The organism is Ruegeria sp. AL2, assembly GCF_056540845.1.
Window position 1 is genome coordinate 26,851 of record NZ_JBQFXM010000004.1, and the last position, 13,758, is coordinate 40,608.

12 protein-coding genes are annotated in these 13,758 nt (G+C 57.8%); 7 read left to right on the top strand and 5 right to left on the bottom strand.

Features of this window, described 5'->3' with window-relative positions; translation table 11 throughout:
- Window positions 1-5: 5 nt before the first annotated feature.
- From ACR0ID_RS07365 to ACR0ID_RS07375, 3 genes are all read right to left on the bottom strand, one after another.
- The gene (locus tag ACR0ID_RS07365; protein ID WP_480604617.1) at window positions 6-389 is read right to left on the bottom strand and encodes a carboxymuconolactone decarboxylase family protein; all 384 of its coding nucleotides are present in this window, start codon (window positions 387-389) and stop codon (window positions 6-8) included.
- 236 nt (window positions 390-625) lie between these two features.
- Window positions 626-1,714, bottom strand: a complete 1,089-nt coding sequence (locus tag ACR0ID_RS07370; protein WP_480604619.1) for an aromatic ring-hydroxylating oxygenase subunit alpha — start codon at window positions 1,712-1,714, stop codon at window positions 626-628.
- Entirely contained in the window at window positions 1,711-2,598 is an 888-nt protein-coding gene (locus ACR0ID_RS07375) for a MurR/RpiR family transcriptional regulator (protein WP_480604620.1), read from the bottom strand. Before ACR0ID_RS07375 ends, ACR0ID_RS07370 begins: the two co-directional genes overlap by 4 nt.
- Window positions 2,599-2,666: 68 nt before the next feature.
- Here ACR0ID_RS07375 and ACR0ID_RS07380 point away from each other — a divergent pair, with 68 nt between their 5' ends.
- The 6 genes from ACR0ID_RS07380 to ACR0ID_RS07405 are packed head-to-tail and all read left to right on the top strand — an operon-like array spanning window position 2,667 to window position 10,253.
- Window positions 2,667-5,120, top strand: a complete 2,454-nt coding sequence (locus ACR0ID_RS07380) for an FAD-dependent oxidoreductase (protein WP_480604622.1) — start codon at window positions 2,667-2,669, stop codon at window positions 5,118-5,120.
- Complete coding sequence (locus ACR0ID_RS07385) at window positions 5,120-6,202, top strand: alcohol dehydrogenase family protein (protein WP_480604624.1); 1,083 nt, start codon at window positions 5,120-5,122, stop codon at window positions 6,200-6,202. The genes ACR0ID_RS07380 and ACR0ID_RS07385 overlap by 1 nt, the downstream gene beginning before the upstream one ends.
- Complete coding sequence (locus tag ACR0ID_RS07390; protein ID WP_480604626.1) at window positions 6,199-6,777, top strand: dimethylsulfonioproprionate lyase family protein; 579 nt, start codon at window positions 6,199-6,201, stop codon at window positions 6,775-6,777. Before ACR0ID_RS07385 ends, ACR0ID_RS07390 begins: the two co-directional genes overlap by 4 nt.
- Window positions 6,774-7,880, top strand: coding sequence for a mandelate racemase/muconate lactonizing enzyme family protein (locus ACR0ID_RS07395; RefSeq protein ID WP_480518306.1), 1,107 nt, complete (start codon window positions 6,774-6,776; stop codon window positions 7,878-7,880). The genes ACR0ID_RS07390 and ACR0ID_RS07395 overlap by 4 nt, the downstream gene beginning before the upstream one ends.
- A complete protein-coding gene (locus ACR0ID_RS07400) occupies window positions 7,877-8,980 on the top strand; it encodes a mandelate racemase/muconate lactonizing enzyme family protein (RefSeq protein WP_480604628.1) in 1,104 nt (367 codons plus the stop codon). The genes ACR0ID_RS07395 and ACR0ID_RS07400 overlap by 4 nt, the downstream gene beginning before the upstream one ends.
- Before the next feature lies 1 nt (window position 8,981).
- A complete protein-coding gene (locus ACR0ID_RS07405) occupies window positions 8,982-10,253 on the top strand; it encodes an aspartate aminotransferase family protein (RefSeq protein ID WP_480604630.1) in 1,272 nt (423 codons plus the stop codon).
- A 223-nt stretch (window positions 10,254-10,476) separates the two neighbouring features.
- On the opposite strand, the gene hemC is transcribed toward ACR0ID_RS07405, so the two are convergent.
- Window positions 10,477-11,442: a hydroxymethylbilane synthase gene (hemC, locus tag ACR0ID_RS07410; protein ID WP_480604632.1), complete on the bottom strand. Its 966-nt coding sequence runs from the start codon at window positions 11,440-11,442 to the stop codon at window positions 10,477-10,479.
- Window positions 11,443-11,548: 106 nt separating this feature from the next.
- On the opposite strand from hemC, the gene hemE reads away from it, so the two are divergent.
- Window positions 11,549-12,583 (top strand): uroporphyrinogen decarboxylase, encoded by a 1,035-nt coding sequence (hemE, locus tag ACR0ID_RS07415; protein ID WP_480604634.1) that lies wholly within the window; start codon window positions 11,549-11,551, stop codon window positions 12,581-12,583.
- 81 nt (window positions 12,584-12,664) lie between these two features.
- Here hemE and ACR0ID_RS07420 read toward each other — a convergent pair whose 3' ends face one another.
- Window positions 12,665-13,753, bottom strand: coding sequence for a CaiB/BaiF CoA transferase family protein (locus ACR0ID_RS07420; protein ID WP_480604636.1), 1,089 nt, complete (start codon window positions 13,751-13,753; stop codon window positions 12,665-12,667).
- Window positions 13,754-13,758: the final 5 nt, after the last annotated feature.

The following is a 13,758-nucleotide window of genomic DNA, read 5'->3' on the forward strand; positions in this document are numbered from 1 at the left end:
GGCGTTTATTTGTCTTCCAGCACTTTACGGGCGACGCGGAAACACTCCAATGCTTGCGGAACGCCGCAATAAATCCCGACCACGTGGATGATGGCGCGAATTTCTTCTTTGGTGACCCCGTTGGTGATGGCGCCGCGGCAGTGGATTTCCCATTCATGCATCTTTCCCAAAGCGCCGATCATGGACAGGTTCATCATCGATCGCGTTTTTGCGTCGATCACGTCATCCCCCCAGCCAAAACCCCAGCACCAGGCGGTCATGGCTTCCTGAAACGGGCGGGTGAAATCGTCAGCTGCTGCAAGGTTCTTTTCCACATAGTCCGCGCCCAGTGTATTCTTCCGTTGTTCCAACCCTTTCAGGAACAGGTCTTCGTCAAATAAGTCGGCCATTGCGGGTCTCCGGTTTGTCAGCGTGTCAGGTGGTGGTTGTATGCGGGATCGTAGTGCGAAATTATCCAGTGGCACATCTGTTTTACCGGTTTGGATGGTCCATTATGTCGATATACCTACGTGGCTTTAGGCCAGGACCGGTCGACTTCGCAAAGGTGCCATTCCTTGGGCATCAGCGTGGTTGATCTATCCGCTCAAGGGCAGGGCAAACAGGTTATGTCTGCCTGGGGCGGGTTTCATTCCACGGCCTCGCGCATCCATTGTTGCAACTTCGCGATTGAGTGTTCAGACATCACACCGCAACCCGGATCCAGCACCAGCGGGCCGGGGCGGTAACCGCGCGATCTGAGGCCGCGATGCACGGATTCCACAAGCCGGATGTCTTCTTCGACCGTTGTTTCCCTGTCTTGAACGGCCAGTTGCCGGATCACCGCGCTTTCCGAACCACCTTCGGTGTACCAACCGCGCCAGACGGTGCAGTGATCCGTGTCACTTGCGCGCCAGTGATATGTGTTCAGCACATTGCCCGGGTAGCACTGGAACGAAAACATCGGCCACAGGAACCAAGACTGGTAATCGCCCGAGTGGGGCACCGACAGGTCGATTGGGTAAGTCATCTTGTCGAGACTCTGACACTCGGTCGTGTGGCGCAGCACGAAACCGCCGCCTGCATCGGGTTGGATGTCGTAGGTTTCGGGCTTGACGACACCTTCAGCGAAAGTCGGGTGGTTGGTCGGGCAGTGATAGCATTCCGAATAATTTTCGACGCTGACCTTCCAGTTGCAGTGTTCAGGGATCTCGACCCATTCCAGCGGCTCAAGCTCGTCGATATGTGGGACAAATGTACGGATTTCCTGCCGTACTCCGGGATACCATTCATCCATCGGGGCTGCCTCGTCGTCGAGATTGACGAAGATGAACCCATTGAAGATTTCGGTCCGGACCGCCGTCAGGCAGATTGCACTGGGGTCAAATCCGGGGACGGACCTGATATTTGGACCCGCGCGCAGCTGGCCGGACAACTCGTAAGTCCACGCGTGGTAAGGGCAGACGACGACGCGGGTGTTTCCTGCGCCCGAGACCATTTCATGCGCACGGTGCTGGCAGACGTTATAGAAAGTGCGAATTTCACCATCGCGCCCGCGAATGCAGAACAGATTTTGCCCGGCGATCTCAAAAGCAAAGTAATCCCCTGTTTCCCGAACCTGCGCGACATGGCCTGCGAACTGCCATGTTCGGGCCAAAAGCCCCTGCATCTCCCTCTCGAAAATGGCGGGGTCGGTATAATATCGCGCGTCCAGTGAGTGGGTCAGCGGTACGTTCATTCGGGTTCCTCCGCATAGATTCCAAGCTGATGGCGACGACGATGGAAACGTTCGACCCGTTCGACGATCTCGTCGCTGGATACCGCGATCACGAAAGACAGCAGCGTTTCCAGCAGCGCGATGGTCGAAACGGATGATGGGAAAAACTGCGGCGTATCTGCTGCGACGACAAACCCGTGATGGGCGTTCCGGATCACAGGGCTGGCCGGGCTGTCTGAGATACCTATGACAGTCAGGCCCTGCTGACGTGCCAGTTTGACTGCCTCGATCACTTCGGTTCGGTAGGGATGACAGGTGATCGCAATCAGCACGTCCTGTTCATCCGCCCATGCCAGATCGTCTACCGGGGTTGAACCGGGGCGGGGGATTGCATGAAACTGCTTCATCCCGGTCGAAGCCAGATAGGTAAAGTTGCGCGCGTTGGAATTGTTGACGCCCACGCCGAGTGTGAAAATCTGGCGACAATTCCAGATGACTTCGGCAGCAGATTTCAGGCGGTTCGCGTCGATCCCTGCAAATGTTTCCTCGATATTCCGGATCGCGGCGCCGATCATATCGGCATACAGGCCGCCCAATTCACCGGATTTGCCGACGTCCTGAAGCCATCTGGCACGGTCTGGAAACGACACGCGCCCTTTTCGGATCGCGTCGCGAAAGGGTTCGCGAAAATCTTCGTACCCTTCAAACCCCACTTGCCGTGCCATGCGCACGAATGTGTTGGGTTTGACCTTTGCCGCCTCGGCAATTTCGCGCACGGTTGAGACCCCTACATCCGTAGGGTTCTCCAGAACGTAACGCGCGGCTTTCTGCGCCTCAGGGGTCAGGGCGTCCCACTCTTCGGTCAGGCGGTCCAGAACAGTTGATGATACATTTGTGTCATTCATGATTGACGATGGTACAAATGTGGAATTAGCCTGTCGAGCAGAAAAGCAACTCGGGAAGAGGAAAAATCATGTCCGGGAATGAACTGCCGTCACACGCACGCGTGGTCATCGTCGGAGGCGGCGTCATGGGCGTTGGTCTGGCCTACCATCTGGCCCATGAAGGCTGGGGCGAAGAGACTGTTCTGCTGGAAAAGGCCGAGCTGACCAGCGGCAGTACATGGCATGCGGCAGGGCAGATTACGCATTCAACCTCAAGCTTTGGTCTGGGCAAATGCGTCGATTACAACATCAGTTTGTATTCCGGCCTGCTTGAGGCCGAGACAGGTCAGCCTGTCACATGGCATGGCTGCGGCTCGTTCCGTCTCGCATATACCGAGGATGAGATGGATTGGCTGCGCCATACCCTGTCGGTGGGCCGGTCGCTGGGTTTCAATATCGAACTTGTCGGTCCCGAGAAGGTGGCTGAACTGCATCCGTTTTATAACCTCGAAGGTGTTCTGGGCGCGCTGCATACACCGGATGACGGGCATGTGGACCCGACCAATGTGACCATGGCGATGGCAGCCGGGGCACGCCAGAAGGGCGTGCGCATCTTCCGCAGCTGCCGGGCGACGAACATCACGCAGGGCGCAAACGGCGAATGGATTGTTGAGACCGAACAGGGCACCATCATCTGTGAGCATGTGGTGAACGCGGGCGGCACCTACGCGCGCCAGATGGGCGAATGGTCCGGGCTGCAACTGCCCATGACGTCAATGACGCACCATTATTTCGTGACTGAGCCAGTGCCCGAATTCCAGAACTTGGACAAGGAACTGCCGGTGATCCGCGATGACCGCAAAGTCTCGGGCTATATCCGGATGGAGCAGCAGCGCGGCCTGATCGGAATATACGAGAAAGAGAATCCGAACTCGGTCTGGCATGATCATTGCCCTTGGGAGTACGAGAACTGGTTGTTCGACGCGGATTATGACCGGGTAATGCCATGGCTTGAGGAAAGTCTGAACCGGATGCCGATTTTTTCCGAACTGGGCATTCAACGTGATGTGCATGGGGCGATATCACATCCGCCGGACGGCAACCCCTTGATCGGTCCTGCGCCGGGTGTGCGAAATTACTGGTGCTGTTGCGGGACGCAGATCGGCATCGGCTGGGGGCCGGGTCTGACCCGTGAACTGGCCCGCTGGATGGTGCATGGGGCTGCCGATATCTCGATGCGGGATTTCGATCCGCGCCGCTTTGGCAGCTATGCCAGCAAAGACTGGCAGGTGATCAAGGCCGAGGAAGATTATTGCTTACGTCACGAAATCCCGTTTCCACACTTCAATCGACTTGCAGGGCGTCCGATCAAGCCGTCGCCACTGTATGAGTTGTTGAAATCAAAAGGCGCGGTACATGAAGAGGTCTATGGCTTCGAACGCCCCCGCTGGTTCGCCCGCGATGGCGTGGAACAACGCGATCACTATTCCTTCCGCCGCACTCCTGCCGACGATATGGTCGCGACCGAGGTCAAAGCCGTGCGGGAACGTGTCGGGATCATGGATGTCACTGCCTTCACCAAAGTCGAAGTATCGGGGCCCGATGCTTATACTCTGCTGGATCGGTTGACTGCTAACAGGATGCCGCAAAAGGTTGGCTCGATCACACTGACCCATATGCTGAACCGCCGTGGCCGGATCGAGTTGGAGACTACGATTGTCCGCATGGCCGAAGACCGCTTCTATCTGGTCTGTGCTGCGTTCTTCGAACAGCGTTTGCTTGATCATTTGGCGCATCAGCGCAAGGGTGAAGATGTGCAGATCACCGCGCTGTCTTCTGATTGGTCTGCCTTGTCGCTGAACGGCCCCAGATCACGCGAAGTTCTGGCGCGCTGTACGGATACCGATCTGAGCAATGCCGGGTTCCGCTGGCTGTCGGCGCAAGAGGTCACGATTGCCGGTCATAAACTCTGGGCGTTTCGCATGTCTTATGCGGGTGAACTGGGTTGGGAGCTGCATATGCCCAACGCCGCCTGCCTTGATGTCTACAATGCGCTATGGGCTGCGGGCGAGGCGTATGGCATCGCAGACTATGGCAGTTTCGCCATGAACGTGATGCGGATGGAGAAGGGCTTCAAAGGGGCAGGTGAGCTGACCAACGAGGTCACGCTGGCCGAAGCTGACGCGCTGCGCTTTGCCCGTACGGGCAAGGACTACCTGGGCAGGGACAAGACGCTGAACGCCGATTTGCCATGGATATGTGCCTATCTGCAAATCGAGCCGGATGGCGAAATTGACGGCCATGGAGGCGAGGCGGTGATGCTGGACGGGCGTGTCATAGGCTCGACGGCTTCGGTCGCGTTCGGTCACACGGTCGGTAAGATATTGGCCTTTGCATACATCAAACCCGAAGCAGCAAAAGCGGGAACCGAATTGGAGGTCGTGATTCACGGCAAGCCGCGTCCGGCCCGAGTACTGGATAAGCCCGCCTACGATCCAGACAGCCTGCTGCCCCGCATAGACGCAGTAGTGGAGACCGCCTGATGAACCTGCCCACCACAATGAAAGCCATGGTCACGATGGGCCATGGAGGTTTAGAGCAGATAGTTTGGCACGATAACTGGCCGCGTCCTGAACCTGCGGAGGGTGAAGTGCTGATCAAGGTTGCGGCATGTGGGCTGAACAATACGGACGTCAACACGCGGTCGGGTTGGTACTCTAAGACGGTCTCAGCCGCAACGACCGGTGGTGCGTTTGAAGAGGTTGGCGAAGAAGATCCCACCTGGGGCGGTAATCCGATCACCTTTCCGCGAATTCAAGGGGCCGATATCTGCGGGCATATCGTTTCCGTCGGCGACGGTGTTGACCGGGGGCGTATTGGTGAGCGTGTTATCACGGATGGCTGGCTGCGCGACCCGGTGGAACCCGACAATATGGACAAGACTGGTTATTTCGGCTCGGAACGGGATGGTGGTTTTGCCGAATACGCGACAACTCTGGCGGTGAATGCTGTGGCAATCACCTCGAACCTGACGGATGCTGAACTGGCAACTTTTTCCTGCTCTTACTCCACCGCCGAAGGCATGTTGACCCGTGCCAATGTGACCGGCGAGGATACGGTTTTGGTTCCAGGTGCTTCCGGCGGTGTGGGCGGTGCGCTTGTGCAACTGGCCAAACGGCGCGGCGCACGGGTGATCGCGATGGCATCCGAATCCAAACACGCGGACGTGGCCAGGCTTGGCCCTGACGTCATTCTGCCACGCGCTCCTGCGAACCTGCGCGAGGCGCTGGGCGTAGAAAAGATCAGTGTGGTCGCAGATGTCGTGGGCGGACCATACTGGCCGAACCTGATCGACATATTGGAACGGGGTGGCCGCTATACCTGTTCGGGCGCAATTGCAGGCCCGATCGTCGAACTTGATCTGCGCACATTCTACCTGCGCGACCTGACCTTCACCGGTTCGACCGTCATTGACCCTCAGGTCATGAAGAACCTCGTAACATACATCGAGGCTGGTGAGATCCAGCCAGCGCTTGCCGCGACATACCCGTTGGAGGATCTCCGAGATGCGCAAGCCGCGTTCATTGCGAAAGAGCACGCCGGCAACATCGTGGTGATGCCATGACGCTTGACGATGTTCTTAAAGCTGCCCGGCAAATGCACCATGCGCATCCGGATCTGGCTGCGTTCGCGTCTTGGCCGGGTAATCTGACCCCGACGGGGTTGGATCCCGCACCCATTCCCGCAACGAGACTGGTGGCAGCCTTCGACCTTGTTGAAGACGCGCCAACCCGTGACCTGATCACAGCGGTCAAAGCGACGGCGCATCTGGCACATTGGAAACACACCTACACCGAAGACGAAGTTGGTGCGGATTTCCTGAACCGATACGGCTATTATGAGCTGTTCGGTCCAACCGGACATTTTCACTCGACCCTGCTGCGCGGCTACATCGCGTATTGGGGGGCTGGCCTGAATTACGATTGGCACAGCCATCAGGCCGAAGAACTCTACCTCGTTCTTGGCGGAGGTGCGTTGTTCAAGGTCGATGGGGACGAAACTTTTATTGGTGCCAATCAAACGCGCTTGCACGCAAGTTGGCAAAGTCATGCCATGGTCACCACAGATCAGCCGATCCTGACCTATGTCCTGTGGCGCGGTGAAGGCATGGGTGACTTGCCCCGGATGGATATCGCATGAAGATCAAAGCTATCACTGTATATCACATCGATCTCCCGCTTGAGCATCCATATTGGTTGTCTGGTGGGCGGCTGAAATTCGAAACCCTTGACGCGACACTCGTGAAAATCGAAACCGATGCGGGGTTTGTTGGCTGGGGTGAAGGGACCCCATGGGGCCATACCTATGTGCCCGCGCATGGACCGGGTATCCGCGCCGGAATTGAAACGATGGCGCCGTTCATTCTGGGCCTGGATCCGCGACGGGTTTTGGAGGTGGAACGGGCGATGGATCTTACCTTGCCCGGGCACCTTTATGCCAAAAGCCCAATTGATATGGCCTGCTGGGATATCGCGGGTCAGGCGGCGGGTGTGCCGATTGCCGATCTGATGGGGGGTGGATCGCGGACACCGCGCCCGATTGCGTCCTCGGTCGGGGCGAAATCCGTCGATGAAACGCGCGCGGTCATAGAGCGGTACCGCCAGCGGGGCTACATCGCCCATTCCGTGAAGATCGGTGGTGACGTTGAAAGGGACATCGCGCGTGTTCGCGATGTCGAGAGTATTCGGCGACCCGGCGAGATCGTTCTTTATGATGTCAATCGTGGCTGGACGCGTCAGCAAGCGTTGCGTGTGATGAGCACCTGCGCGGACCTTAATGTCATGTTCGAACAACCTTGTGAGACGCTGGATGACATTGCTGCAATCTCGGGGCTTCATTCGTCGCCCGTTTCAGTGGACGAAAGCCTTGTGACTTTACAGGATGCGGCCCGTATCGCCCGCGATGGTCTGGCTCAGATTTTCGGGATCAAGTTGAACCGCGTCGGCGGGCTGACCAAGGCTGCGCGCATGCGGGATATCGCGTTGGCCCATGGGATAGACATGTTCGTAATGGCCACTGGCGGTACGGTTCTGGCCGATACCGAAGCATTGCATCTGGCCGCGACCATCCCGGATAACAACTGCCTTGCCGTATGGGCCTGTCAGGACATGATCGCGGTCGATATTGCCGGGGGACGTGGGCCTCGGAATGTTGATGGCCACTTGCACCTGCCAGAAGAACCTGGGCTTGGCGTTCATCCGGATGAAAGCACATTAGGTGATCCAGTGGGAGTATACGCTTGAAAATCAACAAGATAACGCTCTGGTCTGTCGATCTGACAAGTCACGAAACGTACCACATGGCTGACGGCAAGACTTGTGCCACTGTGAAATCCCATATTCTGAGCCTTGAAACGGATACCGGTCACAGGGGATGGGGTGAGGTCTGCCCGATCCCGCATTACCTGCCGGCCTATGCGGATGGGGTGCCGGGAGCCATTGCTGAGATGGGGCCTGAAATCCTCGGGATCACTCCTTTTGGTATAGACGCCCCCATGCGCAAGCTGGACGTGTTTCTGCAAGGGCATCAATACGCGAAATCGATCGTCGATATCGCGCTTTGGGACCTGTTCGGTCAGGCGGCAGGGTTGCCGGTTTATGCGGTGTTGGGTGGGCGAACGCAGGTAGATATGCCGCTCTATCATTCAATTACTTGCATTGCACCGGACGAGATGGCGCGCATTGCCAAATCCGCTTTTCAAACCGGCATCCGCCAGTTTCAGGTCAAGCTGGGCGTCGAGGGAGATTGGCAGGCGGATGCCGAACGGTTGATCAAAGTGCGCGAAGCCGTGGGAACCGGGCCGTTGGTATATGGTGACTGGAATTGTGGGGCATCGCGCTTGCAGGCGACCCGAACCGGGCGTGCGGTGGCACATCTGGACGTGATGTTGGAACAGCCCGGCAAAACGCTGGAAGACTGTGCCGCTGTCCGTCAGGCTACCGGTCTTCCGATGAAAATCGACGAGAGTGCCTTTGATCTTGCCTCGCTTATGCGTGCGCATGAACTGGGGTGCATGGATGCAGTGGCGCTGAAACTTTCGAAATTCGGCGGATTGTCGGCAATGCGTCGTGCTCGGGATCTGACCGTGCATTTGGGCGCCGAGATTTGCGCGGAATGCACATGGGGGTCTGATATTATTACTGCGGCTTCACTTCACTTTGCGGCGTCAACGCCGAAAGGTTCTCTGATGAACACGTGCGACTTGTCTTCTTACGTGGCCCCACATCTGTGTCCTGATGCACCAATTCGTGAAAACGGCCGGATTGCTCCGCCCGAAGGTCCGGGTTTAGGTGTTGTGCCGGACCTCGATATTCTCGGCACCCCAATTATGGAGATCGACTGAGATGCTGAAAATCCGAACACAATCCGAGTGGATTGCACGCGCGAATGACGTTCTGCCCGCCGGGGGGTTTGGCAACTTTGATCCCGAAATCATCATCGCCCGTGGTGAAGGCAGCCGAGTCTGGGACGAGGACGGCAACGAATATGTCGATTATCTGATCGGTTCGGGTCCGATGCTGCTGGGCCATGGCCACCCCGAGGTGATGGAAGCCGTATTGAAACAGCTGCCCAAGGGGATGACGTTTTTTGCAAACAACAGCAAGGGCATCGAACTGGCCGAAGCGATCATCGACGCCGTTCCCTGCTGCGAGCAGGTGCGCTTTGTCGCGTCGGGCGGCGAAGCCGACATGTATGCGATTCGCCTGGCGCGGGCTTATACCGGGCGCAGCAAGATCCTGAAGTTTGAAGGCGGTTATCACGGTATGAGCGCCGAGGCGCAGATGAGCCTTGCCCCAAGCCGCAGAGTCAATTTCCCGCAGGCAGTTCCCGACAGCGCCGGTATCCCCGACAGCGTGGCCGAGCAAATGCTGATCGCGCCCTTTAACGATCTGGAAGCCGTCGCTGCTTTGCTGGATGAAAATGACGACGTTGCCGCGATTATGGTCGAGCCTTTACAACGGATTATCCCGCCAATACCAGGATATTTGCAGGGCCTTCGAGCCCTGTGTGATCAACATGGTGTGCTGTTGATCTTTGATGAGATTGTCACCGGATTCCGGCTGGCTTATGGCGGGGCGCAGGAACGATACGGGGTCACACCGGATATCTGCACTTTGGGTAAGATCACGGGCGGTGGCTTCCCTCTGGCTGCGCTCGGTGCCAGCGTCGAGATCATGAAGCATTTCGATAAATCGAAGGTCGGGGAAGAAGGTTGGCTGATGCAGTTGGGGACCCTATCGGGGAATCCGGTCGCCTCGGCAGCTGGTCTGAAGACGATGGAGATTCTGCGGCGTGACGGCGCGTATGAGCATTTGCGCGCAATTGGAAAACACTTGCAGCAGATTCAGTCGGACGCCTTGAATGAAGCGGGCATCGCGCATCGGATTTGCGGTGACGAGACTTTGTTTGACATCTATTTCACCAACGCTGAATGCCGTGATTATCGCAGTGCAAACCATGATGATCAACAGCGTAACGCCACTTACAATGCGGTGCTGCGCGCCCATGGAATCTTCAAGTCTCCGGGCAAGCTTTATCCGTCGCTGGCGATCACCGATGCGGATCTGGAACAGACCCGCCACGCTGTCCGTCACGCTGTTGATGCCATTTCCTGAAGGTTGGATGTATACAACGTAAACGGGTCGCCGTTGAATTCAACAGCGACCCGCTACCTTTGGAAGTCGGGGGTCAGCCTCGCCCCCTCGAATACTGATTAAATCACCGGCAATCTGAAAACTTTTCGATACTTTCGAGACTGACCCGACTTCCTCATCGGTATGTCACATTAATGCCTGAGATTCCTGGCAGCCACAGTGATCAAGTTCACACTGCCTCAATTTAATTTGATTTTTTCCAATCGAAAAAACCCGGACCCGCCTGTTCCAGCAGTTCCGCCGCCATCGCGCGGGCCATTTCCGGCCCGTCTTTGACAGCACCGGTCACATCTCTGTTCACGGTTTCCGATCCATCGGGGCGCAGGACTTCGCCGCGCAGCCTTAAGTTGTCTCCGTCCAGTTCTGCCAGACCGGCGATCGGAGTTTCGCAAGACCCGTCCAGCGCGGCCAGCAAGGTGCGTTCGGCGGCCAGCCGCCATCCTGTTTCCGCGTGATGAATCGCTTCAAGCATTTCAGCTGCGCGCATGTCGTTGCTGCGCCGTTCGATGCCAATGGTACCCTGTGCAATCGCGGGCAGCATGTCATCCGGAGAAATGGCGTTGGCTGGAACCTCGTCCATGTCCAGACGGCGAATGCCAGCCATGGCCAGAAAAGTGCAATCCGCGACCCCGGCTTCCAGTTTTTTCAGCCGCGTCTGCACGTTCCCGCGAAACTCGACCACTTTCAGATCCGGCCGCCGATTCAGCAGTTGTGCCCGGCGCCGCAAAGACGAGGTGCCCACAACGGCCCCTTCGGGCAGATCGTGGATTGAGTTAAGGCGCGGTGAGATGAAAGCGTCACGCACATCTTCGCGCGAGAGGAATGTGTCCAGAACCAGCCCTTCGGGCTGTTCAACAGGCATGTCTTTCGTTGAATGCACGGCGATATCGATTTCAGCGCGCAACATCGCCTCTTCGATTTCCTTGGTGAACAGGCCCTTGTTGCCGATTTCCTTCAGGGGACGATCCGCATCGATCATGGCGCGATTGTCGCCGGTTGTTTTGATCACGACGATTTCAAAGGCCGCTTCGGGCAGATCGAAAGCATCGCTCAGGCGTTGGCGGGTTTCATAGGCCTGAGCCAGAGCCAGCGGTGAACCACGGGTGCCAATTCTGAGGGGCGATGCGGGAGTGGGCAGGGTCAAAGTCATGTGCACAGCTTTAGTCGCGTCACATTGCCCTGACAATGGGGGCTGAGCTTGACAAATTGCCGCCGAAGGACGACCCGTTGCCAAAACCGGAAGATTGGGGGCGAATATGGCCGAGACAAAGAAACTGCTGCTGGCGCTGGCGGGTGAAGTACAGGATGTGCCGCCAATCTGGATGATGCGCCAGGCGGGTCGGTATCTGCCGGAATACCGGGCCACCCGTGCCCAGGCCGGGGATTTTCTGTCTTTATGCTATAACCCGGAACTGGCCGCCGAAGTCACATTGCAGCCAATCCGGCGCTATGGGTTTGACGCTGCGATCCTGTTTGCCGATATCCTGCTGGTGCCGCAGGCGTTGGGTGCGGATCTGTGGTTTGTGACCGGCGAAGGCCCACGTTTGTCGACGATCACGCGGCAAGCCGAGTTTGAAGCGCTGAAGCCGGTGGACGCGATTCATGAGACATTGTCGCCCGTTTATGAAACGGTTCGGTTCCTGTCGCGAGAATTGCCGTCTGAGACCGCGCTGATCGGGTTTGCCGGCGCGCCCTGGACGGTCGCGACCTACATGATCGCCGGGCGTGGAACACCCGATCAGGGACCAGCTCACGCTCTGCGAGAGAGCGATACTGCTTTATTCGAGGCGCTTCTGGATCGCATCACGGAGGCAACAATTGAGTATCTGTCAGCTCAGATCGACGCTGGGGCCGAGGTGGTCAAGATTTTCGACAGCTGGGCGGGTTCCCTGAAAGGTGACGCGTTTCGCAAATACGCGGTGGAACCGTGTCGTGTGATTACACAGGCCATCAAGGAGCGTCACCCCGGCATCCCGGTGATCGGTTTCCCGCGCGAGGCGGGGGAGGGGTATGTCGGGTTTGCCAAGACGACGGGTGTGGATTGCGTCGCGCTGGACAATTCGGTGTCGCCCGATTGGGCCGCCAGACATGTACAGATTGATGGTTGTGTACAGGGAAATCTGGCCTCGTCGCATATGGTGACCGGTGGGCAGGCTCTGGTGGATGAGACGCGGCGGATTGTCGAGGCGTTCTCTAAGGGACCGCATATCTTCAACCTGGGACATGGGATCACGCCGGATGCCGATCCTGAGAATGTTCAGCTGATGATCGATACGGTACGCGGGCAGTAAGCAGGTTAAAGGGGGCCAGCCCCCTTCTTGGCCTGAGGCCAATCCATCCCCCGGGATATTTTGGGCCAGATGAAGTGCGGATCAGCGCAGGCCGTCGAGCTCTGCGAGGATCTCTTTAGTATGCTCGCCGCGCTTGGGGCTGGGTTTCGGGGTCCAGTCATGGCCTGAAAACCGTGGGGCGGCGGCGGCCTGGAACGTGCCGTCAAAATCCTGCCAGCTGTTGCGATGGAGGTTCATCGGGTGTGAGCGGGCTTCGTCCGGGCTGAGGACAGGAGCAACGCAGGCATCTGTTCCGCGAAACTGGGCCTCCCAATGGTCGCGCGGTTGACTGGCGAAGATGTCGGTTAGACGGCGTGAAAGCGAAGGCCACAGAACACGGTCGTATTGCCGCTGAAACTCGGTATCGTTTGTGAGGCCCAGTAAGTTCAGAAACTGCTTATAGAATTTTGGTTCGAGGCATTGCACGGAAATAAAGCCGCCGCAGGCGCAGGCGTAGGTGCTGCTCCAGTGGGGACCGTCCAACAGGCTTTGACCCCGGGTTTCAGACAGGTTGCCGGTTTGGCGCATTGTCATAAGCAGGTTCATCATATGGGCTGAGCCGTCATAGATTGCCGCATCAACGACAGTACCTGCGCCAGTGCGCTGTGCATTGATCAGCCCGGCCAGAATGCCCGCCACAAGATACATGGCCCCACCGCCGATATCACCTACCAACGTTGGCGGGGTCTGCGGTGCATGGCCGGGATGCGAAGCATACCAGAGCGCACCGGACAGGGCGATGTAATTCAGGTCATGCCCCGCCGTGTCGGCCAGCGGGCTATCCTGCCCCCAGCCCGTCATGCGCCCGTAGACCAGTTTTGGATTGCGGGTCAGGCAGACATCCGGGCCGAGCCCAAGTTTTTCCATCACACCGGGGCGGAATCCTTCGATCAGCGCATCGGCTGTGTCGATCAGGCGAAGCGCGGTATCCAGATCATTGGCGTCCTTCAGATCAAGCGCGATGGATCTTTTGCCTCGGTCCAGCAGGGAACGTTCCGGCATACCCGGTGTTGCGGCGCCCCCTTTGCGGTGGATTGTTATCACGTCAGCGCCCAGATCTGCCAGTAACATGGCACCAAACGGGCCGGGGCCCAGACCTTCGAGTTCGACAACACGTATTCCGTTCAGCATCAGGG

Excerpts from the sequence above, each read along its gene's own strand:
- hemE (WP_480604634.1), top strand. The coding sequence starts at position 11,549 with ATGGCCGAGACAAAGAAACTGCTGCTGGCGCTGGCGGGTGAAGTACAG.
- ACR0ID_RS07380 (WP_480604622.1), top strand. The coding sequence starts at position 2,667 with ATGTCCGGGAATGAACTGCCGTCACACGCACGCGTGGTCATCGTCGGA.
- ACR0ID_RS07375 (WP_480604620.1), bottom strand. The coding sequence starts at position 2,598 with ATGAATGACACAAATGTATCATCAACTGTTCTGGACCGCCTGACCGAA.
- ACR0ID_RS07385 (WP_480604624.1), top strand. The coding sequence starts at position 5,120 with ATGAACCTGCCCACCACAATGAAAGCCATGGTCACGATGGGCCATGGA.
- ACR0ID_RS07370 (WP_480604619.1), bottom strand. The coding sequence starts at position 1,714 with ATGAACGTACCGCTGACCCACTCACTGGACGCGCGATATTATACCGAC.
- ACR0ID_RS07395 (WP_480518306.1), top strand. The coding sequence starts at position 6,774 with ATGAAGATCAAAGCTATCACTGTATATCACATCGATCTCCCGCTTGAG.
- ACR0ID_RS07405 (WP_480604630.1), top strand. The coding sequence starts at position 8,982 with ATGCTGAAAATCCGAACACAATCCGAGTGGATTGCACGCGCGAATGAC.
- ACR0ID_RS07365 (WP_480604617.1), bottom strand. The coding sequence starts at position 389 with ATGGCCGACTTATTTGACGAAGACCTGTTCCTGAAAGGGTTGGAACAA.
- ACR0ID_RS07390 (WP_480604626.1), top strand. The coding sequence starts at position 6,199 with ATGACGCTTGACGATGTTCTTAAAGCTGCCCGGCAAATGCACCATGCG.
- ACR0ID_RS07420 (WP_480604636.1), bottom strand. The coding sequence starts at position 13,753 with ATGCTGAACGGAATACGTGTTGTCGAACTCGAAGGTCTGGGCCCCGGC.
- hemC (WP_480604632.1), bottom strand. The coding sequence starts at position 11,442 with ATGACTTTGACCCTGCCCACTCCCGCATCGCCCCTCAGAATTGGCACC.